Origin of the sequence: Streptomyces sp. NPDC002825, assembly GCF_040295385.1 — a bacterium.
GTDB lineage: Bacteria > Actinomycetota > Actinomycetes > Streptomycetales > Streptomycetaceae > Streptomyces.
Genome location: NZ_JBEOVH010000009.1, coordinates 78,399 through 101,200 on the forward strand (window position 1 = coordinate 78,399; position 22,802 = coordinate 101,200).

General features: G+C 69.7%; 21 protein-coding genes and 1 tRNA gene. 4 read left to right on the top strand and 18 right to left on the bottom strand.

What is annotated here, in order from left to right:
- Positions 1–26: 26 nt before the first annotated feature.
- The 18 genes from atpE to ABT041_RS39025 all read right to left on the bottom strand — a co-directional run bounded on the left by atpE (position 27) and on the right by ABT041_RS39025 (position 19,634).
- The gene (atpE, locus tag ABT041_RS14515; RefSeq protein WP_024761915.1) at positions 27–293 is read right to left on the bottom strand and encodes an ATP synthase F0 subunit C; all 267 of its coding nucleotides are present in this window, start codon (positions 291–293) and stop codon (positions 27–29) included.
- Positions 294–384: 91 nt separating this feature from the next.
- Positions 385–1,194: a F0F1 ATP synthase subunit A gene (gene atpB / locus ABT041_RS14520; protein WP_351183850.1), complete on the bottom strand. Its 810-nt coding sequence runs from the start codon at positions 1,192–1,194 to the stop codon at positions 385–387.
- Between the two features lie 225 nt (positions 1,195–1,419).
- Positions 1,420–1,833: a Cg1360 family ATP-synthase-associated protein gene (locus tag ABT041_RS14525; RefSeq protein ID WP_351183852.1), complete on the bottom strand. Its 414-nt coding sequence runs from the start codon at positions 1,831–1,833 to the stop codon at positions 1,420–1,422.
- 264 nt (positions 1,834–2,097) lie between these two features.
- Positions 2,098–3,423 (bottom strand): MraY family glycosyltransferase, encoded by a 1,326-nt coding sequence (locus tag ABT041_RS14530; protein WP_351183854.1) that lies wholly within the window; start codon positions 3,421–3,423, stop codon positions 2,098–2,100.
- 107 nt (positions 3,424–3,530) lie between these two features.
- Positions 3,531–4,778, bottom strand: a complete 1,248-nt coding sequence (gene glyA / locus ABT041_RS14535; RefSeq protein WP_351183856.1) for a serine hydroxymethyltransferase — start codon at positions 4,776–4,778, stop codon at positions 3,531–3,533.
- Positions 4,779–5,028: 250 nt separating this feature from the next.
- On the bottom strand, positions 5,029–5,676 hold the full coding sequence (locus tag ABT041_RS14545; protein WP_351183858.1) for an arsenate reductase/protein-tyrosine-phosphatase family protein: 648 nt from the start codon (positions 5,674–5,676) through the stop codon (positions 5,029–5,031).
- The gene (locus ABT041_RS14550) at positions 5,673–6,320 is read right to left on the bottom strand and encodes an L-threonylcarbamoyladenylate synthase (protein ID WP_351183860.1); all 648 of its coding nucleotides are present in this window, start codon (positions 6,318–6,320) and stop codon (positions 5,673–5,675) included. The genes ABT041_RS14545 and ABT041_RS14550 overlap by 4 nt, the downstream gene beginning before the upstream one ends.
- Before the next feature lie 40 nt (positions 6,321–6,360).
- Positions 6,361–7,206: a peptide chain release factor N(5)-glutamine methyltransferase gene (gene prmC / locus ABT041_RS14555; RefSeq protein WP_351183862.1), complete on the bottom strand. Its 846-nt coding sequence runs from the start codon at positions 7,204–7,206 to the stop codon at positions 6,361–6,363.
- A gap of 66 nt (positions 7,207–7,272) precedes the next feature.
- The gene (prfA, locus tag ABT041_RS14560) at positions 7,273–8,349 is read right to left on the bottom strand and encodes a peptide chain release factor 1 (protein WP_041131246.1); all 1,077 of its coding nucleotides are present in this window, start codon (positions 8,347–8,349) and stop codon (positions 7,273–7,275) included.
- Between the two features lie 96 nt (positions 8,350–8,445).
- The gene (rpmE, locus tag ABT041_RS14565; RefSeq protein WP_030321069.1) at positions 8,446–8,664 is read right to left on the bottom strand and encodes a 50S ribosomal protein L31; all 219 of its coding nucleotides are present in this window, start codon (positions 8,662–8,664) and stop codon (positions 8,446–8,448) included.
- A 147-nt stretch (positions 8,665–8,811) separates the two neighbouring features.
- Positions 8,812–9,906, bottom strand: a complete 1,095-nt coding sequence (locus tag ABT041_RS14570) for an LCP family glycopolymer transferase (RefSeq protein WP_351183865.1) — start codon at positions 9,904–9,906, stop codon at positions 8,812–8,814.
- Between the two features lie 229 nt (positions 9,907–10,135).
- The gene (rho, locus tag ABT041_RS14575) at positions 10,136–12,148 is read right to left on the bottom strand and encodes a transcription termination factor Rho (protein WP_502976477.1); all 2,013 of its coding nucleotides are present in this window, start codon (positions 12,146–12,148) and stop codon (positions 10,136–10,138) included.
- A gap of 420 nt (positions 12,149–12,568) precedes the next feature.
- On the bottom strand, positions 12,569–13,486 hold the full coding sequence (gene thrB, locus ABT041_RS14580; RefSeq protein ID WP_015036193.1) for a homoserine kinase: 918 nt from the start codon (positions 13,484–13,486) through the stop codon (positions 12,569–12,571).
- Between the two features lie 425 nt (positions 13,487–13,911).
- Positions 13,912–14,982: a threonine synthase gene (thrC, locus tag ABT041_RS14585; RefSeq protein ID WP_351183869.1), complete on the bottom strand. Its 1,071-nt coding sequence runs from the start codon at positions 14,980–14,982 to the stop codon at positions 13,912–13,914.
- A gap of 6 nt (positions 14,983–14,988) precedes the next feature.
- Complete coding sequence (locus tag ABT041_RS14590; RefSeq protein ID WP_351183871.1) at positions 14,989–16,281, bottom strand: homoserine dehydrogenase; 1,293 nt, start codon at positions 16,279–16,281, stop codon at positions 14,989–14,991.
- A 142-nt stretch (positions 16,282–16,423) separates the two neighbouring features.
- Complete coding sequence (gene lysA / locus ABT041_RS14595; RefSeq protein ID WP_351183873.1) at positions 16,424–17,815, bottom strand: diaminopimelate decarboxylase; 1,392 nt, start codon at positions 17,813–17,815, stop codon at positions 16,424–16,426.
- A gap of 12 nt (positions 17,816–17,827) precedes the next feature.
- Positions 17,828–18,790 (bottom strand): ArgS-related anticodon-binding protein NrtL, encoded by a 963-nt coding sequence (gene nrtL / locus ABT041_RS14600; protein WP_351183875.1) that lies wholly within the window; start codon positions 18,788–18,790, stop codon positions 17,828–17,830.
- Between the two features lie 307 nt (positions 18,791–19,097).
- A complete protein-coding gene (locus ABT041_RS39025; protein WP_502976478.1) occupies positions 19,098–19,634 on the bottom strand; it encodes a response regulator in 537 nt (178 codons plus the stop codon).
- Between the two features lie 190 nt (positions 19,635–19,824).
- Here ABT041_RS39025 and ABT041_RS14610 point away from each other — a divergent pair.
- The 4 genes from ABT041_RS14610 (at position 19,825) to ABT041_RS14630 (ending at position 22,515) form a co-directional block, all read left to right on the top strand.
- A tRNA-Arg gene (locus ABT041_RS14610) sits at positions 19,825–19,896 on the top strand.
- A gap of 240 nt (positions 19,897–20,136) precedes the next feature.
- A complete protein-coding gene (locus ABT041_RS14615; RefSeq protein WP_351183877.1) occupies positions 20,137–20,697 on the top strand; it encodes a hypothetical protein in 561 nt (186 codons plus the stop codon).
- A gap of 556 nt (positions 20,698–21,253) precedes the next feature.
- Complete coding sequence (locus ABT041_RS14625; protein ID WP_351184106.1) at positions 21,254–21,379, top strand: DUF6009 family protein; 126 nt, start codon at positions 21,254–21,256, stop codon at positions 21,377–21,379.
- 188 nt (positions 21,380–21,567) lie between these two features.
- The gene (locus tag ABT041_RS14630) at positions 21,568–22,515 is read left to right on the top strand and encodes a pentapeptide repeat-containing protein (protein ID WP_351183881.1); all 948 of its coding nucleotides are present in this window, start codon (positions 21,568–21,570) and stop codon (positions 22,513–22,515) included.
- Positions 22,516–22,802 lie beyond the last annotated feature (287 nt).

The window sequence follows — 22,802 nt, forward strand, 5'->3', positions numbered from 1 at the left end:
AAAAAGAATCGGGCAGTCGGTCCGGCTTACTGGTAGACGAAGCCCATGACGATGCCGATGAGGGCGAGCGCCTCACAGAAGGCGAAGCCCATGATCTGGTTGGTACGGATGAGACCGGCGGCCTCGGGCTGGCGGGCGAGCGCCTGCGTACCGTTACCGAAGATGATGCCGACGCCGACGCCGGGGCCGATCGCGGCGAGGCCGTAACCGATCGACGCGACGTTGCCGACGACGTTGGTCTTGGCGCTGCCACCTTCGGCGGCAAGGTTGATCATGTCGAGAGCAGCGGACATGCCGTTACTTCCTTCTCTGTTCAATGACCCGATGGGGGTTGGCCACCGGACGACTGATGGTTTCGGGGGTGGAGCTACGGGGCCGGGTGGCTCAGTGGTGCTCGGAGAGCGCGCCCTGGACGTAGCTGCAGGCCAGGAGGACGAAGACGTACGCCTGGACGGCCTGGATGAAGAGCTCGAAGGCGGTCATCACGAGGACCATCACGAAGGAGGCGCCGGCGTAGACGAAGCCGATGCCGTTCATGAGGTACCAGGTGGCCAGCGAGAACATCACGATCAGCAGGTGACCGGCGAACATGTTCGCGAAGAGTCGCACCGCGTGCGTGAAGGGCCGGATGATCAGGTTCGAGAAGAACTCGAGGACGACGACCATCGGGAGGATGGCACCGAGGGACTTGTCGTAGCCGACGATGTTCTTCCAGCCGCCCACGAAGCCGTGCTTCTTGAAGGTGAGCGAGATCCACATGAAGTACACGATCAGCGCGAGACCGGCCGGGAAGGCGATCAGCGAGGTGACCGGGAACTGGGCGAGCGGAATGATCGACCAGAGGTTCATGATCCAGACGAAGAAGAACAGCGACACCATGAAGGGGACGTACTTCTCGCCGTCCTTCTTGCCGATGATCTCGTAGACGATGCCGCGGCGCACGAAGTCGTAACCGGCCTCGCCGACCATCTGCATCTTGCCGGGGATCAGCTTGGGCTTGTTGAAGGCGGCCCAGAAGAACCCGACGACCACGATGGAGCCGAGGACGGCGAGCAGCATCGGCTTGGTGATCTCGATGCCGGCCACCGTGGCGATGGGCTCGTACATGAACGTGTGCAGGCCCGGCGCCGGGAAGCCACATCCAGAGAAGATGTGGCAATCCGGGTCGAAGGCAAGCGTCTGGTCAGCACTCACCGCGGGCTCCTTCAGCGTGGCGCATAGGTACGGCAACCTCGTTGTGTCGGCGCGGCGCGCAGCCGCGGGTCGGCACTGGACTGGTCTTACGGATAAGGGGGCGGCGGTTCGGCATCGAGCCTCTCGCTGGGACAGGCGCCGTTTCGGATGCCCGCGTCCGCAGTGCCGCAGTTGGCACCGGACGATAGCAGGAAGCCGAACGCGGCTTTATCCCGGCCCTACCCTTCACGACTTGGACCCCGTGTTTCCGGGGTCGATGTACGTGATCTTGGCCTTCATGTAGGCCCGGGCCTGTGCGGCGACCCACACCACGGTCGTCGCGAGCAGCGTGAAGGCGAAGGCCTTGAAGTCGAACACGGTCGTGTTCTTCAGCAAGGCCAGGAAGATGAAGAGCACCAGCAGCTGGGCCGTGTAGAGCATGAGCCCCATGGCCTGGAAGAGGTGCGGAAGCGACTTCGCCGTCCGTTGGAGAACCAGCTGCCCGATCCCCATGAAGAGAAGGACCACCAGGGTGCCGACGACGGCACCGAGCGCGCCCTTGCCACCGGCGACCACCCCGCTGATGACCGTGGCGACGGCGCCGACGGCTGCGGTGGGTACGGCGGTGTGCAGAAGGATGCGTGCGTCGTTCGACGGCATGGCGGTGTCTCCGCTTGCTCTGGAGGGGGCGATGGTGTCGTCATGGACGAGCGTAAGCCCGGTCCGAGGTGGGTCTCGGGGCCAACAGACCGTCGCACTACGGTCTTTCGGCACTGTCGCCGGGTCTCGTGAACCGTATCACAAACTATTTGAATAGGTCTTTACCCATACGGTGTGCCAACGGTCACACATGAGAGTTACCCCGCGCGTGTGTGCGCGACAGCGAGGCACCTTGTCTGCTATTGGCCCCGGATGGGGCTTTCGTCAACCGCGCGCCCCGGCCTTACTCCTGTCGGTGAAGCGCGAACGGTGACCGATGGCGGTCGCCCCGTTGACCCCGGCGGGCACGGGCTCCCGCTCCTCCTCCTCGGCCTCCTCCGTCCCGGCGGCCGCGGCGGCCCCGGCCGGCACGGCGGCCGGCTTGCGACGGCGGTAGCGCGGCGGGACGACGGACTGGGCCCAGCGCGGAGCGCGCGGCGTGAAGCGCGGCAGCAGGAGCAGCACCAGACCGATGGCGCTCAGCGCGACGACGCCGAGGACGATCCACATCGACGTCGAGTGCACCGAGTAGGCCAGCGTGCCGAAGGCGATGAGCGCCGACCAGAAGTACATGATCAGCACCGCGCGGCTGTGCGAGTGCCCGATCTCCAGGAGCCGGTGGTGCAGGTGGCCGCGGTCGGCCGCGAACGGCGACTGGCCCTTCCAGGTGCGGCGCACGATGGCGAGGATCAGGTCGGCCATCGGGATCGCGATGATCGTCAGCGGCAGCACGAGCGGGATGAAGACGGGCAGGGCCGCGTGCGTGGCCTGCCGGGTCGAGCCCTCGAAGATCTTCAGCGCGTCCGGGTCGACCTGGCCGGTGATCGAGATGGCGGAGGCCGCGAGGATCAGGCCGATCAGCATCGAGCCGGAGTCGCCCATGAAGATCCGCGCCGGGTGCATGTTGTGCGGCAGGAAGCCCAGGCACATGCCCATGAGGATGGCCGCGAACAGGGTCGCGGGGGCGGCCGCCTCGATCGTGTAGCCGTACCAGAGGCGGTACGCGTACAGGAAGAAGGCCGCGGCGGCGATGCAGACCATGCCGGCGGCGAGACCGTCGAGGCCGTCGACGAAGTTCACGGCGTTGATCGTGAGGACCACCAGGGCGACCGTCAGGAGCGTGCCCTGCCAGGGGGTGAGGGCGACCGTGCCGACACCGGGGATCGGCAGCCACAGGATCGTCAGACCCTGCGCGACCATCACGCCCGCCGAGATCATCTGCGCGCCCAGCTTGATCAGCGCGTCCAGCTCGAACTTGTCGTCGAGGACGCCGATCAGCCAGATCAGCGCGGCGCCGGAGAGCAGCGCGCGGGGCTCGTTGGACTGCTCGAAGACGCTGTTCAGGTTCTGCAGGTGGTCGGCGACGAGGAGTCCCGCGCACAGCCCGAAGAACATGGCGATGCCACCGAGCCGCGGAGTCGGTTCTCGGTGCACGTCGCGGGCGCGGATCTCCGGCATCGCGCCGGTCGCGATGGCGAACTTCCGCACCGGACCGGTGAGCAGATAGGTCACCGCGGCCGTGACACAGAGCGTCAGCAGGTAATCACGCACGGGCTGCCCCACAGGAATCGCTGGCCATCTCAGCCCCACACCCTAGCCGTGCCGTCCATGTGCTTGGAGACACGTGTGCCCGCCGAACGGTTGCGCTCGGTCTTCCGTCAGGGCCCATACGGGGGAAATCGGGACGTCAACTCCCGTACTTCCGCGCGTACCCGGGCCGTTTCCCCGGGGTCGTCGCGCAACGCGAGGGTGAACAGTGCGGCAATTCTCGCCATCTCCGGGGCGCCCATGCCCTGGGTGGTGACGGCGGCGGTGCCGAGCCGGATCCCGCGCCCCTCCCCGTACGGGAGGGCGCAGGTGTCGAGCACCATGCCGGCGGCGGCCAGCCGGGCCCGGGCCGTGCGGCCGTCGACGCCGAGCGGGGCGGGGTCGGCGGTGATGAGATGCGTGTCCGTGCCGCCGGTGGTCAGCGCGAAGCCCTCGGCGGCGAGCGCGGCGGCGAGGACCCTGGCGTGTTCGACCACCTGATGGGCGTACGCGGTGAACGCCGGGGTGGACGCCTCGCCGAAGGCCACCGCCTTCGCCGCGATCGTGTGCATCTGGGCGCCGCCCTGGGTGAACGGGAACACCGCCCGGTCGATCCGGTCCGCGAGCTCCTCGCCGCACAGGACCATGCCGCCGCGCGGGCCGCGCAGCACCTTGTGCGTCGTCGCGCAGACGACGTCGGCGTACGGGACGGGGCTGGGGGCCGCTCCCCCGGCGACCAGGCCGATGGGATGGGCGGCGTCGGCGATCAGATACGCCCCGACCTCGTCGGCGATCTCGCGGAAGAGCGCGTAGTCGAGGTGGCGTGGATAGGAGATCGAGCCGCAGACGATCGCCTTCGGGCGGTGGTGGCGGGCGAGGGCGGCGACCTGCTCGTAGTCGACGAGCCCGGTGTCCGCGTCGACGCCGTACGGGACGAAGTCGAACCACCGCCCGGAGAAGTTCGCCGGCGAACCGTGCGTGAGGTGCCCGCCGTGCCCGAGCCCCATGGCCAGAACCGTGTCACCGGGCCTGAGAAGGGCCGCGTACGCCGCCAGGACGGCCGAGGAGCCCGAGTGGGCCTGGACGTTCGCGTGGTCGGCTCCGAAGAGCGCGGTGGCCCGCGCGACGGCGATCCGCTCGGCGGCGTCGGCGTACTCGCAGCCGCCGTGGTGCCGGGCGCCGGGATACCCCTCGGCGTACTTGTTGGCCAGCGGCGAGCCGAGCGCGGCGAGCACCGCGGGCGAGGTGAAGTTCTCGGCCGCGATCAGCTGCAGACTGTCGGCCTGCCGGCGCGCCTCACCGAGCAGCACATCGGCGATCTCGGGGTCCTGCCGGCGCAGGACGTCGAGTACCTCATCGGGGGGCGCGGTGACCGGCATGCCACCAATGTAGGCGCGCCCCCACGCCCCCGCCCGTTCAGCGCCTGGCGCTCACACCCGTCAGGGCGGTCACCACCGGATCCAGCGCCTCGTTGATCTCCTCGCCGATCGAGCGGAAGAACGTGATCGGCGCCCCGTAGGGGACCCGATCCCCGACGCGCCCCTCGCACCGCTCGGCCCAAGGGGGCCTCCCGGGCTTCGGCACGCTGCGGCGGCCTCCGACCGCCGGGCGGGGAGGAGGCCCGGGTCGTCAGCGGCGGGCCGAGACACCCGTCAGGGCGGTCACCACCGGATCCAGCGCCTCGTTGATCTCCTCGCCGATCGAGCGGAAGAACGTGATCGGCGCCCCGTAGGGGTCGTTGACCTCGTCGGCGTCCACCGAGGGGGCCAGGAGCCACCCGCGTAGAGCCGCTGCCGCGCGGACCAGGGCACGGGCGCGTTCCACCATGCCCTCGCCGCGCGGGTCCGGCAGGGTCGCCGGGTCGATCGCGCGGACCAGGCGGGTGAACTCCTTCAGGGTGAAGGTGCGCAGACCCGCCGAGTGGCCCATCGAGATGACCTGCGCCCGGTGGTCACGGGTCGCCGTCAGGACGAGGTCGGCGCGGATGACGTGCTCGTCGAGGAGCTCACGGCCCACGAAGCCGCTGTAGTCCGCGCCGAAGTCGGCGAGGACCAGTTCGGCGTTGGTCTCCATGGGGGCGCCCTCGTGCCCCCAGGTGCCCGCGCTCTCCACGATCAGGCCGCCGCCGAGGGGGTCGCCGAGGCGGTCGCTCAGGGCATGGCGGGTCAGCCGCTCGGTGATCGGCGAGCGGCAGACGTTGCCGGTGCTGACGTGGAGGATGCGGAAGGTGTCGCTTTCTTCGTGCCCCGCTATGCCACGCCCCTCAGGGGCGGTCAACTGGCCACCTCGAGGTCGGGTACGACCTTCCGGAGCTCCTCCGGGGAGAGTGAGCCCTCGCGCAGCAGCACCGGCACCTTGCCCGTGACGTCGACGATGGACGAGGGGACGATGCCGGGCGTCGGGCCGCCGTCGAGGTAGACGGAGACGGAGTCGCCGAGCATGCCCTGCGCCGCGTCGCAGTCCTCCGGCGCCGGGTGGCCGCCGAGGTTGGCCGAGGAGACGGCCATCGGGCCGACCTCGGTGAGCAGTTCGATCGCGACCGGGTGCAGCGGCATCCGGATGGCGACGGTGCCCCGGCTGTCGCCGAGGTCCCACTGCAGGGACGGCTGGTGCTTGGCGACGAGGGTGAGCGCGCCGGGCCAGAAGGCGTCGACGAGCTCCCAGGCCTGCTCGGAGAAGTCGGTGACCAGGCCGTGGAGGGTGTTCGGGGAGCCGATGAGCACGGGCGTGGGCATGTTGCGGCCGCGGCCCTTGGCGGCGAGCAGGTCGCCGACGGCCTCGCTGCTGAAGGCGTCCGCCCCGATCCCGTACACGGTGTCGGTGGGCAGCACGACCAGCTCGCCCCGGCGGACGGCGGACGCGGCCTCGCGCAGACCGGTCACGCGGTCGGTCGCCTCGTTGCAGTCGTATCGCCGTGCCATCAGTTCCCGTCCTCCTCGTACACGTGGTTCGTCATGGCAGTCACGGCATCGCCTTGCGGGCGGTCGCGAACCGCGGCCGGTTGTTCAGGTCGGGGTGGTCGGCGGCGTCGACCCAGCCGGCCTCCTCGTTGAAGATCCACGGCACCTGGCCGCCCTGCGTGTCGGCGTGCTCGACGACGACGAGTCCGCCGGGCCGGAGGAGACGGTGCGCCGTGCGCTCCAGGCCGCGGATGAAGTCGAGACCGTCCTCGCCGGAGAAGAGCGCCATCTCCGGGTCGTGGTCGCGGGCCTCGGGCGCCACGTACTCCCACTCGGTGAGCGGGATGTACGGCGGGTTGGAGACGACCAGGTCGACCTGGCCGTCGAGCTCCGGCAGCGAGGTCAGCGCGTCGCCCTCGTGCAGCGTGACGCGGGAACCCTCGACGTTCTTCCGGGTCCACGCCAGCGCGTCCTCGGACAGCTCCACGGCGTGCACGCGCGAGCGCGGCACCTCCTGGGCGAGCGCCAGCGCGATCGCCCCGGAGCCGGTGCACAGGTCGACGATGAGTGGTTCGACGACGTCCATGGCGCGTACGGCGTCTATGGCCCACCCGACGACCGACTCGGTCTCCGGGCGGGGCACGAAGACGCCGGGCCCCACCTGGAGCTCCAGGTAGCGGAAGAACGCCCGGCCGGTGATGTGCTGGAGCGGCTCACGGGCCTCTCGGCGGGCGACGGCCTCCCAGTAGCGGGCGTCGAAGTCCGCGTCCTTGACGCTGTGCAGCTCCCCCCGCTTGACGCCGTGCACGAACGCGGCGAGCTCCTCGGCGTCGAAACGCGGTGAGGGAACGCCGGCGTCGGCCAGCCGCTGGGTGGCCTGGGCCACCTCGGCAAGCAGCAGGTTCACGCTGGTCCTCCGTGGTGCGGGGTGGGGCTTGAGGGGGGCCTTACGCTGCGGCGGGCTTCGCCCGTCCTACGCTGCGGCGAGCTTCGCCGCCGAGTCGGCGTCGACGCAGGCCTGGATCATGGCGTCCAGATCGCCGTCGAGCACCTGGTCCAGGTTGTACGCCTTGAATCCGACGCGGTGGTCCGAGATCCGGTTCTCCGGGAAGTTGTACGTACGGATCTTCTCGGACCGGTCGACGGTGCGGACCTGGCTGCGGCGGGCGTCGGCGGCCTCGGCCTCGGCCTTCTCCTGGGCGGCGGCGAGGAGCCGGGAGCGCAGGATGCGCATGGCCTGCTCCTTGTTCTGGAGCTGGCTCTTCTCGTTCTGGCAGGAGGCCACGATGCCGGTCGGCAGGTGCGTGATGCGGACGGCGGAGTCGGTGGTGTTGACCGACTGGCCGCCGGGGCCGGACGAGCGGTAGACGTCGATGCGCAGGTCGTTGGCGTGGATCTCGACGTCGACCTCCTCGGCCTCGGGCGTGACGAGCACGCCGGCGGCGGAGGTGTGGATGCGGCCGGCGGACTCGGTGGCGGGCACGCGCTGGACGCGGTGCACCCCGCCCTCGTACTTGAGCCGGGCCCAGACGCCCTGGCCGGGCTCGGTGGCGCCGTTGCCGCCCTTGGTCTTCACGGCGACCTGGACGTCCTTGTAGCCGCCGAGCTCGGACTCGGTGGCGTCGATGATCTCGGTCTTCCAGCCGACGCGCTCGGCGTACCGCAGGTACATCCGCAGGAGGTCGCCGGCGAAGAGGGCGGACTCGTCGCCGCCGGCGCCCGCCTTGATCTCCAGGATGACGTCCTTGTCGTCGCTCGGGTCGCGCGGGACGAGGAGCAGGCGGAGCTTGTCGGTGAGCTCCTCGCGCTGCTTCTCGAGCTCCTTGACCTCGGCGGCGAAGTCGGGGTCGTCGTGCATCAGCTCGCGCGCCGTCTCGATGTCGTCACCGGTCTGCTTCCAGGAGCGGTAGGTGGCGACGATCGGGGTCAGCTCGGCGTAGCGCTTGTTGAGCTTGCGCGCGTTCGCCTGATCGGCGTGGACCGAAGGGTCCGCGAGCTTCGTCTCGAGATCGGCGTGCTCGCCGACCAGTTCCTCGACCGCCTCGAACATCGGGGGCTCCTGGGGTTTTCGTCAGTTGCTACGGGACGGCAAAGCGCCGGTCCCGGCCACCCGCGCGGGGCGACCGAGGACCGGCGCAGGGGCTCGCTACTTGGCGGAGCCGGCCTTGCCGAAGCGGGCCTCGAAGCGGGCCACGCGGCCACCGGTGTCGAGGATCTTCTGCTTGCCCGTGTAGAACGGGTGGCACTCGGAGCAGACCTCGGCACGGATGGTGCCCTCGGTCAGGGTGCTACGGGTGGTGAACGACGCGCCGCAGGTGCAGCTGACCTGGGTCTCGACGTACTCGGGGTGAATCTCGCGCTTCAAGGTGTCTCCTAGTTTCGGGAGGGCGCCGGGTCGCCGCCGCGGGTTGCGGACAGCGTGAACCGGGGCCGACGTACCAGTCTGCCAGGGACCGGCCGCATCTCCCAAAACGGGGGTTGGTCCCGAGCTATTCCCCCGCTCCGGCGCCGGCTACTTCACGACGCCGTCGGCCTTGCCGGTGGCGGTGTCCTTCGTGGCCGAGGCGGGGATCGGCAGGTCGTTCCCGAGCGCCTTCCAGACCTGTGCGGACTGGGCTTCGAGGGGGACGACGCGGTTGGGGTCCCGGGGGTCGTACTCCACGGGCAGGGTGACCATGTGGACGTTCTGCGCGCCGATGCCGGACAGGCCCTTGGCGAAGCCCATCAGCTCCTGGACCGAGTCGAGCTCCGAGTCGGGCGTGATGGCCTTGGTGGCCGCGTCGGCGAGTCCGTACAGCTTGGTCGGGTTGGTGAACACGCCGACCTGCTTGACCTGGTCCATGAAGGCCTTCATGAAGGCCTGCTGGAGCTGGATGCGGCCGAGGTCGCTGCCGTCGCCGACGCTCTTGCGCGTGCGGACGAGGCCGAGGGACTGCTCGCCGTCCAGGGTGTGCGTGCCCGGGGCGAGGTGGAGGTGGCTCTTGTCGTCCTTAATGGCCTGCGTGGTGGTGATCTCGACGCCGCCGAGCTCGTCGATGAGCTTCTTGAAGCCGGTGAAGTCGACCTCGATGTAGTGGTCCATGCGGATGCCGGACATCGACTCGACGGTCTTGACGGCGCAGGCGGGGCCGCCGACCTCGTACGCGGTGTTGAACATGGCCCGCTTCTCGCCGCGGACGGCGGTGCCCTTCGCGTCGGTGCACGACGGGCGGTCTATGAGGGTGTCGCGGGGTATGGAGACCACGCTCGCCTTCTTGTGGCCCTCGTAGACGTGCACGACCATCGCGGTGTCGGAGCGGGCGCCGCCCTCGTCCTTGCCGTAGGCGCCGTTGTCGCCGGAGCGGGAGTCGGAGCCGAGGACGAGGATGTCGACGGAGCCGTTGTCGACGTTCCGGGGGCGCTCGGCACCGAGCTGGGCGTTGATGTCGACGCCCTTGAGGTTGCCGTCGAGCTTGACGTAGACGTAGCCGAGTCCGGCGCCGCCGAGGACGAGGACCGCGACGGCCCCCGATATCAGGATCGGCGCCTTGCGCCGCTTGGCGGGCTGTTTGCGGCGTCGGCCGCTGCCCGCGCCGCGTGCGCGGCCGGTCTTGCTCTGCTCGGTCATCGTCTTCCCTCGGCCCTCGAATGCACCTTCTGCGCCGTCCTCGGATTCACCTTCTGTGACGACGAAGCACCCGAAAGGGTTGCATACGGGCCTGTGAGGTTTGGGTGAGCTCTGCCCGGAAACGGCACTGCGCCCACCGTGCGGGCACGGTGGGCGCAGTGGTTCACGCAGGTCACGACGGGGTTACGGGATCGGGGCCCGGCTCTCGTCGTGTGACGCAGCTCTCGCGTCAGTCGTTGTTGCCGCCCGGCGTCGTCTTCTGGATCTGGAGCAGGAACTCGCCGTTCGACTTCGTCTGCTTGAGCTTGTCGAGCAGCAGCTCGATCGCCTGCTGCTGGTCGAGCGCGTGGAGCACGCGGCGCAGCTTCCAGGTGATGGCGAGCTCGTCGCTGCCGAGGAGGATCTCCTCCTTGCGCGTGCCCGAGGCGTCGACGTCGACGGCCGGGAAGATGCGCTTGTCGGCGAGCTTCCGGTCGAGCTTGAGCTCCATGTTGCCGGTGCCCTTGAACTCCTCGAAGATCACCTCGTCCATCCGCGAGCCGGTGTCGACCAGCGCGGTGGCCAGGATGGTCAGCGAGCCGCCGTCCTCGATGTTGCGCGCGGCACCGAAGAAGCGCTTCGGCGGGTAGAGCGCGGTCGAGTCGACACCACCGGACAGGATGCGGCCGGAGGCGGGCGCCGCGAGGTTGTACGCGCGGCCCAGGCGGGTGATGGAGTCGAGCAGGACGACCACGTCGTGACCCAGCTCCACGAGGCGCTTGGCGCGCTCGATGGCCAGCTCGGCGACGGTGGTGTGGTCCTCGGCCGGACGGTCGAAGGTCGAGGAGATGACCTCGCCCTTGACCGACCGCTGCATGTCGGTGACCTCTTCCGGACGCTCGTCGACCAGGACGACCATCAGGTGGCACTCGGGGTTGTTGTGCGTGATCGCGTTGGCGATCGCCTGCATGATCATGGTCTTGCCGGTCTTCGGCGGGGCCACGATCAGACCGCGCTGGCCCTTACCGATCGGCGACACGAGGTCGATGATGCGGGTGGTCAGCACGCCCGGGTCGGTCTCCAGGCGGAGCCGGTCCTGGGGGTAGAGCGGGGTCAGCTTGTTGAACTCCGGGCGGCCGCGGCCGGAGTCGGCGGCCATGCCGTTCGCGGAGTCCAGGCGGACCAGCGCGTTGAACTTCTCGCGGCGCTCGCCCTCCTTCGGCTGACGCACGGCGCCGGTGACGTGGTCACCCTTGCGCAGGCCGTTCTTGCGGACCTGGGCGAGGGAGACGTACACGTCGTTCGGGCCGGGCAGGTAGCCGGAGGTCCGGATGAACGCGTAGTTGTCGAGGATGTCGAGGATGCCCGCGACGGGGATCAGGACGTCGTCGTCGGCGACCTGCGGCTCGCCGGCCTGGAAGTCGTCACGCCCGCGACGGCCACGGCGGTCGCGGTAGCGCCCGCGACGGCCGCGACGGCCGCCCGCCTCGTCGTCGTAGTCGTCCTGCGGACCGGCCTGCTGGCCACCCTGCTGGCCGCCCTGCTGGCCCTGACCCTGGCCGCCCTGGCGCTGACGCTGGCCGCCCTGGCCACCGCCCTGCTGCTCGTCGCCCTTGCGGTCGCGCTGACGGTCGCGGCGGTCACGGCGGTCGCCGCGCTCCCCGCGCTCGCCGCGGTCGCGGCGGCCGCGGCCCTCGGCGGTGTCGACGGCGGTCTCGGCCTTGGCGTCGGCCTGCGGCTCGGCCTTGACCTCGCGGGTCTCGGTCTTGACGACCTGGGCGGCCTCGGCCTTCGCCTCGCCCTCCGGGGAACCGGCGGGGGCGGTGGCGCGACGACGACGGCGCTCACCGGCCGGGGCGTCGTCGGCGGCGGGCTGGCCCGGGATGTCGATCTGCTGCTGGGCGACGGCCTTCTCGGCCTTCTCCGCCTTGGGCGCGGCGGCCTCGGCGGCCTCACCCGTGCGGGCCTTGGTGGTGGCGCGGCGCTTCGGCTTGGTCTCGGCGGCGTCGGCGGCCTTGGCGGGAGCGGCAGACCCTCCGGCCTGCGCCTCCTTGATGACCTCGATCAGCTGGCTCTTGCGCATCCGCGCGGTGCCCCTGATGCCGAGGCCGGACGCGACCTGCTGCAGCTCGGCCAGGACCATGCCCTCGAGGCCGGTGCCGGAGCGGCGGCGCCGTGCGGTGCCGGTGGCACCTGCGGCGGGCGCGGCGGTGTCGACACTGTTGTCGGCAGTCACGCCCATCAGATCGGTGGTGTCGCTCACGAAGGGTCCTTCCCTGGAGCGGACGTCGGCCATCTGGCTCGGCGACCGGTTGTGCTGTCCGGCAGGGTCCTGGTTCGTGGACCGTGTCCGGGGCGGTGGTCCCGCCGGGTACGGCGGAGAGAGAAAACGTGCTGTGGGTCCGGCCCGAGCGCCCCCTGCTCGGCCCTCGGCTCGAAAGAAGAGCGAGGGGTGTCGTGCCGGTTCCGGAGCGTGCTCGAAACTGCTCAGGCAGGCTGCTCAGGCAGTTGGGGAGGCTCCCGGAAGAATGGGTGGTCCCTGATGGGGACACTCCGCACCGCTCCACAAAGAGGTCGGGTGCAGACTTGAGGTTAACACTACCGGCTCCAACAAACATTCCCCCTCTCACTCACCGGCAATCTCCTGCCCGAGGCGCTGCCCGGCGCCCCGGCCGCCACACGCCTAGGGCGCCAGCGGCAGGACACTCGCTCCGGACGCGTCGAGGTCGAGCCGGTTCGCGGCCCAGCCCTCGCCCGCGAGGCGGGCGACCTTGTCGGCCGTCCCGTGTTCGGCCAGCGCGAGGACCGTGGGGCCCGCGCCGGAGATGACCGCGGGGACGCCGTCCGCGCGCAGTCGGTTCACCAGGGCGATGCTCTCGGGCATCGCAGGAGCCCGGTACTCCTGGTGCAGCCGGTCCTCGGTGGCCGCGAGCAGCAGCTCGGGGCGGCGGGTCAGGGCCTCGACGAGGAGGGCGGCGCGGCCGGCGTTGGCGGCGGCGTCCACGTGCGGGACGGTGCGCGGCAGGAGTCCGCGGGCGGTCTCGGTCAGTACGGGCTTTCCGGGGACGAAAACCACCGGAACGATGGAATCCGAGGGATCCATCCTGATCGCCCGCGCGGCGCCGGACTCGGTCCAGGCGAGCGTGAATCCGCCGAGCAGACAGGCGGCGACGTTGTCGGGGTGGCCCTCGATCTCGGTGGCCAGCTCCAGGAGGGCGGCCTCGTCGAGCCTGGCGTCCCCGCCTATGGTCACGGCGCGGGCGGCGACGATGCCGGCGCAGATGGCGGCCGAGGAGGAGCCGAGGCCGCGGCCGTGCGGGATGCGGTTGGCGCAGACGACCTCGAGCCCGCGCGGCTGTCCGCCGAGCAGGTCGAAGGCCGTGCGCAGGGAGCGTACGAGCAGGTGGCTCTCGTCGCGCGGGAGCGTCTCGGCGCCCTCACCGGCGATGTCGACGTGCAGCCCGGAGTCGGCGACCCGGACGACGACGTCGTCGTAGAGCCCCAGCGACAGGCCGAAGGCATCGAAGCCCGGGCCGAGGTTGGCGCTGGTGGCGGGGACGCGCACCCGTACGGCGGCGGCGCGGAACGCTGGACCGGCCATCGCTCGTTGACTCTCCTTGATTGCGACAACGGTGTTTCAGACAGCGGGTGGTGCAAGGGAAGTACTCGGGGACCCGGGCCCGGGGGCCGTTTCGGCCGCGGAGGCGACAACGGCAACGACACCGCGCATATGCGTCGGGGCGGGTTCGGTACAGCCTATCGAAGGAAGGTTCTGCGGCGACATAGGGCGCACAGGAGGCGCACGATGCGTGTCGCGAGCCATCCTGTGCGCCTATGTAGGTTCCTGATCGGGTTTCACCCGATCAGGAACCGGCGCGGCTTGCGTGCTTTCAGGCCAGGACCCGTTTCAGGCCAGGTTCTGTCCTCAGGCTGGTTCTGCCGTCAGGCCAGGTTCTGCCTTCAGGCCAGCCGTGTTCGGTCTTCAGGCCAGCCAGGTTCTGCCTTCAGGCCAGCCATGTTCGGTCTTCAGGCCAGGCCGAGGCGCTCGGCGGCGGCCGCCGCGTCGACCGGGACGGTGACCGGCTGCGGCGCGCCGGCCACGGCCCAGTCGGGGTCCTTGAGGCCGTTGCCGGTGACGGTGCAGACGATCGTCTGGCCGGGGTCGACCTTGCCCTGCGCGGCGGCCTTCAGCAGACCGGCGACCGAGGCGGCCGATGCGGGCTCGACGAAGACGCCCTCCTGAGCGGCCAACAGGCGGTAGGCCTGCAGGATCTCACGGTCCGTCACCTCGTCGATGAAACCGCCCGACTCGTCGCGCGCGGCGATCGCGTAGTCCCACGAGGCCGGGTTGCCGATGCGGATCGCGGTGGCGATCGTCGACGGGTCCTTGACGACCTCGCCGCGCACGAGCGGGGCGGAGCCGGAGGCCTGGAAGCCCCACATGCGCGGGCGGTGGGTGGCGAGACCGTCGGCGGCGTACTCGCGGTACCCCTTCCAGTACGCCGTGATGTTGCCGGCGTTGCCGACGGGCAGCACGTGGATGTCGGGGGCGTCGCCGAGCATGTCCACGATCTCGAAAGCGGCGGTCTTCTGGCCCTCGATGCGGACCGGGTTGACCGAGTTGACCAGCGCCACCGGGTAGTTCTCGGAGAGGCTGCGGGCCAGGGTCAGGCAGTCGTCGAAGTTGCCGTCGACCTGGAGGATCTTCGCGCCGTGCACGAGGGCCTGGCCCATCTTGCCGAGCGCGATCTTGCCCTGCGGCACGAGGACGGCGGAGACCATCCCGGCGCGCACGGCGTAGGCGGCGGCGGACGCCGAGGTGTTGCCGGTGGACGCGCAGATGACGGCCTGCGCACCCTCCTCCTTGGCCTTGGTGATGGCCATGGTCATGCCCCGGTCCTTGAAGGAACCGGTGGGGTTGGCGCCCTCGACCTTGAGGTGCACCTCGCAGCCCGTGCGCTCGGAGAGGACCTGAGCGGGGACGAGCGGCGTGCCGCCCTCACGGAGCGTGACGACCGGCGTCGTGTCCGTGACCGGAAGGCGGTCCCGGTACTCCTCGATGATGCCGCGCCACTGGTGGGTGCCCTTGTGGGTCATGGGTCCTTACTCCCCTTCAACACGCATGATGCTGGCGACACCGCGCACGGTGTCGAGCTTGCGCAGCGCCTCGACGGTCCCGGAGAGGGCGGCGTCGGGCGCGCGGTGGGTGACGACGACGAGGGAGGCCTCGCCGTCCTTGCCCTGCTGGCGCACCGTATCGATGGATACGCCGTGCTCGGCGAAGACCGTCGCGACCTGGGCGAGGACGCCCGGCTTGTCGGCCACGTCGAGGCTGATGTGGTACCGCGTGACGACCTCGCCCATGGAGCTCACGGGCAGCTGGGTGTACGCGGACTCGCCGGGGCCCGTCGCCTCGTTGAGACGGTTGCGGCAGACGGCGACGACGTCGCCGAGCACGGCCGAGGCGGTCGGCGAACCGCCCGCCCCGGGGCCGTAGAACATGAGCTGCCCGGCGGCCTCCGCCTCGACGAAGACCGCGTTGTACGCCTCGCGGACGGAGGCGAGCGGGTGGCTGAGCGGGATCATCGCGGGGTGCACGCGCGCGGTGACGGACTCGCCGTCGGCGGCCCGCTCGCAGATCGCGAGCAGCTTGATGGTGCAGCCCATCTCCTTGGCGGAGGCGAAGTCGGCGGCGGTGACCTCGGTCATGCCCTCGCGGTAGACGTCGTCGAGACGCACGCGCGTGTGGAAGGCGATCCCGGCGAGGATGGCGGCCTTGGCGGCGGCGTCGAAGCCCTCGACGTCGGCGGTCGGGTCCGCCTCGGCGTACCCGAGGGCGGTGGCCTCGTCCAGGGCCTCCTGGTAGCCGGCGCCGGTGGAGTCCATCTTGTCGAGGATGAAGTTCGTCGTGCCGTTGACGATGCCCATCACACGGTTGATCTTGTCGCCGACGAGGGACTCGCGGAGCGGCCGGATCAGCGGGATGGCGCCCGCGACGGCGGCCTCGTAGTAGAGGTCCTGCCCGTGCTGCTCGGCGGCGGCGTAGAGGCTCGCGCCGTCCTGGGCGAGCAGGGCCTTGTTCGCGGAGACGACGGAGGCGCCGTGCTCGAAGGCGGTGGTGATGAGGGTGCGGGCCGGCTCGATTCCGCCGATGACCTCGACGACGACGTCGATGTCCCCGCGTTTGACGAGGGCGGTCGCGTCCGTGGTGATCAGTTCGGCGGGGACTCCCCCGCGGACCTTGTCGGGCCGGCGGACGGCGACGCCGGCGAGCTCCACCGGCGCGCCGATGCGCGCCGCGAGGTCGTCGGCGTGCGTCGTCATGATGCGCGCCACCTCTGAGCCGACCACTCCACAGCCCAGCAGCGCCACCTTCAGCGGACGCGTACGCATCATCCGACCTCGTTTCTCGTACTACTTCGTCTTCGTATTTCTACGGTGGAACCAGTCTCACTCACCGGACGGGGGTTTCAGCCCCTCGTCCGGATCCTGAGACATCGATTTCGTCACTCGGCTAATTCGTCACTCGACTATTTCATCAGCCGACGTCGAGACGCAGGAGATCTTCCTCCGTCTCGCGCCTGACGATGACCCGCGCCTCGCCGTCGCGGACGGCGACGACGGGCGGCCGGAGGGCGTGGTTGTAGTTGCTGGCCATGGAGCGGCAGTACGCACCCGTGGCCGGGACGGCGATGAGGTCGCCGGGCGCCAGGTCCGCGGGCAGGAAGGCGTCCCGTACGACGATGTCGCCGCTCTCGCAGTGCTTGCCGACGACGCGGGAGAGCATCGGCTCGGCCTCGCTGGTCCGCGAGACGAGACTGACGCTGTACTCGGCGTCGTACAGGGCGGTGCGGATGTTGTCCGACATGCCGCCGTCGACGCTCACGTACGTCCGCAGCCCTTCGAGGGGCTTGACGGTGCCGACGCGGTAGAGGGTGAAGGCGGTGGGGCCGACGATGGCCCGCCCGGGCTCCACGGAGATACGGGGGGTCCGCAGCCCGGCGGCCTCGCACTCCCGCGTCACGATCTCGCTCAGCGCCTTGGCGATCTCGTGCGGCTCGCGCGGGTCGTCCTCGGAGGTGTACGCGATGCCCAGCCCGCCGCCGAGGTCGATCTCCGGCAGCTCGACGCCGTGCTCGTCGCGCACCTCGGCGAGCAGCTGGACGACGCGCCGCGCGGACACCTCGAAGCCGGCCATGTCGAAGATCTGCGAGCCGATGTGGGAGTGGATGCCGATGAGCTCGAGCCCGTCGAGCCTGAGGGCCCGCCGCACGGCCTCGGCGGCCTGCCCGCCGGCGAGGGCGATGCCGAACTTCTGGTCCTCGTGGGCGGTGGCGATGAACTCGTGGGTGTGCGCCTCGACGCCGACGGTCACCCGGATCTGCACGCGCTGGCGCTTGCCGAGGGACTGGGCGATGTGGGCGACGCGGACGATCTCCTGGAAGGAGTCGAGCACGATCCGCCCGACGCCCGCCTCGACGGCCCGGCGGATCTCGTCCTCGCTCTTGTTGTTCCCGTGGAAGGCGATGCGCTCGGCAGGCATCCCCGCGGAGAGAGCGGTGCTCAGCTCACCCCCGGAACAGACATCGAGATTGAGCCCCTCCTCCTTGAGCCACCGCACGACGGCGCGGGAGAGGAAGGCCTTGCCGGCGTAGAAGACGTCGGCGTCCTTGCCGAAGGCCTCCGCCCAGGCGCGGCAGCGGGCGCGGAAGTCGGTCTCGTCGAGGAAGTAGGCGGGGGTGCCGAACTCCTCGGCGAGGGCGTCGACGGCGATCCCGCCGACGGTCGCGACGCCGCGCTCGTCCCGCGTGACGGTCCGGGACCAGACCTTGGGGTCGAGCCGGTTGAGGTCGGCGGGCGGGGCGGAGTAGTGCCCCTCGGGCAGGACGTCGGCGTGGCGGGGCCCGGCGGGGTGGGCGGAACGGCTCATGGTCTGCGTCTTTCAGATCTGGTCGGGTGCGCTGATGCCGAGCAGGGAGAGGCCACCGGCGAGCACCGTCCCGGCGGCTTCGGCGAGCGCGAGCCGGGAACGGTGGGCGGCCGAGGGTTTCTCGTCGCCGAGCGGCAGAACGGTGTGCTGGAACGCGAGCAGCGCGTCGGCGGTCGCTTCGAGGTGCCGGGCGACCCGGTCGGGGGCGCGGTGGCGGGCGGCGGCGAGGAGGACGACGGGGTGGTCGCCGAGGACGCCGAGAAGCTCGGGAACGTGGATGTCGGTGTCGTACGAGGGGGTGAAGCCGAGCTGCGTCGCGTTGACGAGCAGCCGCCGGACCCGCGCGTGGGCGTACCGGACACGGAAGAGGGAGTTGCGCTCGTGCTGGACGAGGAGGGGAGGCCCGTCGAGGGCGCGGTCGGAGGGCGCGGCGCGCAGGAGGGACCAGCGGGCGGCATCGACACCGAGCTCTTGGGGCAGGTACGAGGCGGGCCGCACATGGATGCGCTCGCTTCCCCCGAGCCGCGCATCGGCGCCCTGACTGCGCAGCAGCCGAAGGACGACCTCGGTGACGATCTGCGCCCGGGACTCTGTCGCGTCGGCGAACCGCACGGAGGTCCCGGCGAGGGCGTCGCCATGCCCGTACGCGGATCCGGCTCCGCAGACGGCTCGTACGAGATCGGCGCCCGCGTCACTCCGGAGGGTGAAGTTCAGGAACCCGGGCCCGGTGATGTCGACGGCGAGGATTCCGGGGGCTCCCTGGAGCCGCTCCTTCAGAACCCCGGCGACATCGAGCGCGCTGCGCCCGGCGGGCCGGGCGAGGCTGAGCGCCACGCTGCTGGCGTACTCACCGGTACCCCCGGGCCTGGCCCGCTCGACCTTGACGCGCGGGGGGACGTCGACCCGCAGCGCACCGTCGTCGACCGCACGGCGCACGGCGTGCTGCACGGTGAGGGAGAGGTCCGCGGGGGTCACGGGACAAGCCTAGGGGAGGAGGGGGGTCGAAAGGCGAACCGGTTTCGACATACGGGCACCGCACGGGGCGAACCCCTCAGAGCACCCCACGAGCACTGCCGGCACGCCGGGGGCTGTGGGGCGGGCGGGAGTCCTGAGACAGGGGGAGTCCGGGCAGCGGGGATTTCTACGACATGAGGGAGTCCGGGCAGCGCGGGGATTCCTCCATACGTACGTCCTGGGTCCGCGGGTCCTGGGCCCGGGAGTCGTGCATGCGTACGTCCTGGAGGCGGGGGCCTTGCATCCGAACGTCCTGAGCCCGGGAGTCCTACATCCGAATGTCCTGGGTCCGGGAGTCCTGCATCCGAATGTCCTGGGTCCGGGAGTCCTGCATCCGAATGTCCTGGGTCCGGGAGTCCTGCCTCAGAGGCTCCCGATCCCGCCCCTCCGCTCCACCGACTGCGGCCGGCTCCTCTCCCCCGTCGAGCCCGTCGGACCCGGGGGCGTCGGGACGTTCCCGCCGCTCGCGGTGCATCAACTGCCGCACCACGCGCACGAGCTCCGAGGGCTCGAAGGGCTTGGCGAGGAAGGCGTCGACACCGGAGGAGACCCCGCCGACCTCGTGCTCGCCGCAGGCGCTGATGATCGCGACCGGCAGATGACTGGTCCGGGGATCGGACCGCAGCCGCTCGGCGGTCTTGATCCCGTCCAAGCGGGGCATGACGACGTCCAGGGTGACGACATCAGGACAGACCTGATGTACGACATCCAGACACTCGGCACCATCGGCCGCGGTCACCACCTCGAACCCCTCGAGTTCGAGATTGACCCTGATCAACTGCCGGATCACCTTGTTGTCGTCCACAACGAGCACCCGACCGGACACGCCTGACACACGAACGAGAGTAGGACGCCCCGAACGGCTGCGTCCGGGTTTTACCCACTTCTGACCCGTGCGGGGGACCCGACCCCTGGTGACGCCCCGGAAATACCTGTTCACAGGCACACCCGGAGAGCTGGTAGGGTTCTACCCGTCGCCGAGAAACACGGCGAACGCCCCCGTAGCTCAGGGGATAGAGCAACGGCCTCCGGAGCCGTGTGCGCAGGTTCGAATCCTGCCGGGGGCACTCCAGCTCGGACAGCGTGATCAAGCCGCTGACCTGCTGAAGTGCCAAACACAGAGACCCGGACTCAGTCCCACTGAGTCCGGGTCTCTGTCGTTGTGTGTCACTGATCGCGAGTGAGGGGCGAGTGAGAGCTGACTTGCGGCGAGGCCCAGGAGACGAGTCTGCTGACGCCGCTGGGATCAAACGGATCTCTCGCCGTTCGTCGGCGCCATCGCCGAGGCTCCGCCTAGTGTCGTCTCCATGGACGCGGGACTTGCTGGCCTCATCGGCGCCCTTGGAGGCGGCGTGATCGGCGCCGCCGGCGCTTCCTTCGCCGCACTGATCGCCTTCCGCGGCGCCCGCTACCAAGCAGATCGGCAAAGCACCGCCACGCACGAGCAGTGGCTCCGCCAGATCCGACGCGACTTGTACATCCGGTTCATTGCCGCAGGCCGGACCTGCGCCGAACACATGCGAGCCACAGTCAACGAGCGCGGGGAGATCGACCGCAACGAGCTCCGCCTCTGGAGTGAGTCGGCCAAAGCCGTGACCGATGCTTTTCTAGCGCTGGAGCTCGAAGCGCCCGGTCCGCTCGTACGACTTGCCGAGATGATCAGCCATGTGAGCGGACCGGGCTGGCGCGCCGAGTACTTCGCCAATAGCGGTCGAGTCCTGACCCCCCACGAGAACCGTGTCGAGCTTGGGAAGTTGAACGACTACCAAGAGCTTTTGAATCAGTTCATCGGAGCCTGCCGCCAGTCACTACAAGGAACGGACCCATCTGGTTCATTCACCCTTGAAGGGCTTTCGCCTCAGAGTTGAACTGAACCGCGCTCGACGCGTCGCGCCGTATCGGTCTACACGCCCCACCCCATCGCTTTTTCGATCTCCCCGCCCCCGCCACCTTCGCGTGCTGAATGTTTGGCGCCCCGTTGGTGGCGATGCCGATGGTCCAGCCATGTGCCTTCATCGACCTGAGGCCTTCGTGCACGCCCTCGCGGCAGTGGGCTCGCTGGGCCATGCCAGCCACGTAGGTATCCCACAGAGACTCGACGGAGTCCCTGAGCCCGAGCGTGACCCTGAGGCCCGCGAAGTCATTGGGGCGCGCTCGCTCGTCCAGGGCGTCCACAACGACGTCGGCCGCACTCGCGGGTAGGCCACGAGCCGCCGTAAAGTCGCGACCCCAGCTGCGGAGACTGTCCCGTCGGCTGACCAATGTGTCATCCAGGTCGAACAGAGCCAGTAGCTGCACGCACAGCACTGTACGCGGCGACCACAACAAGGTGTCCCGCATGTCCGGCTGAGGCCCTGAACAGCACAAACAGCCCGGACATCCCGAGGGGAGGTGTCCGGGCTGTCCGGTTAGAGCGGCGCAGGGCTGGCTGAGCAGCCGGACGGCGTCTACAACTATGGCGCACCCACCGAAGCGGTCGACCCCCGAACCGTTGCCCGTGGCGTGTGGGGCGACTCACGGAGCGGGCTTGGGGTGGAAAGCTCTCCTTGAATCCACCGGGTAGCGCCGGTCTGTCTGGAGTAGTGAGGTTTGCTGACGCCCATGCAGCGGGATGCGATAAGCGGGTGGCTGGGAAATTGAGTGTCGACGCGCTCCGTCGCATCGCTCGTCGGCGTCAGGGCCGTCGGCGTCGGAGCCATGGCCGATCGGCGGTGTCCAGGGCTGAGACTCACGACCGGATGCAGTGGGTGACACTTGTTGCAGTCAGCCTGCCGGGGCTCGCCGCTCTGGGCGCTCTGCTGTTCACCTGGATGCAGGTAGGACAGGCCAGCAAGGAACTGCGGATCTCAGAACGCGGACAGATCACCAGCCGTTTCAATGCGGCAGTCGGCAATCTGGCATCGCCGTCGCTGGACGTCCGCCTGGGCGGCATCTATGCCCTTCAACAGATCATGCAAGACTCCGCCCGCGACCACCCCACGGTCGTCTCCGTACTGGCTGCCTTCGCACAGCAGCACGCCGGGTCAAGCGCAGAGAGCCTGAAAGAACCGCAGGGGGGAACCTTCGATCACTCGCCCCGGCCAGACGTCCAGGCAGCGGTCACCGCGCTCGCCAGACGCCGCCCCGAAAGCGACGCCGGGGCGGTCATCGACCTGCGCAAAACCGATCTCCGCGGCCTTGACTTCCCTGGCCCTGCCGCCGTCAAGCTTCCCGGGGTGCACTTGTCCGACGCAGACCTCCGCTACGCCTTCCTCAACGGCGCGGACCTCCGCAACGCGGATCTGTTGAACGCGAACCTGGACGGCGCTGACCTAGATGGAGCCAACCTCAGCGCAGCGAGTCTGGCGGGGGCGAGCCTCGGCGCCGCGACTCTGACGAACGCCAACCTTCGCCGAACAGACATGACCTGCGGAGCATTCCTGCTGGATGAAACCACCGGCGAGGTGATCGAGCAAACAGATTGCGTGAATCTGCAGTACGCCTTGCTGGACGGCGCAGACCTCCGAAACGCCAAGATGAGCGACGCGGACCTTCGTCATGCGACCTTGAAAGGTGCCGACCTTCGTGGCGCGGACCTCACCCGCTCGAACCTGACCAACGCGGACTTCCGTGGCGCCAAGCTCGCCGGCGTGAAACTGAAGGGTGCGAAGCGGACCGGCGCGCTTGGGCTGCCGCAAGAGTACTAACCCAGGTGATGCCCGACCCCAAGAATTCTTCAGGTGAGCGACTAACTGCGTGCCAACGAGGACGAACATGCACGGACGCCCACGGACTTCCATCGCAGGTCAGCCGCACATCGTGACCGGATCCACTGACGACCGCATTGCTTATGCCGCTTACCTCCCGGGCATAGCTGACCCGCCGCGTTGGCCACAGATACTCCCAGACGTAACGCTGCCGTCTCTGTGATCGCTGAACATCTCCCCGGCACGATTTAGGCATCGTGACGGCTAAGCAGGTTCCGATCAGTAGA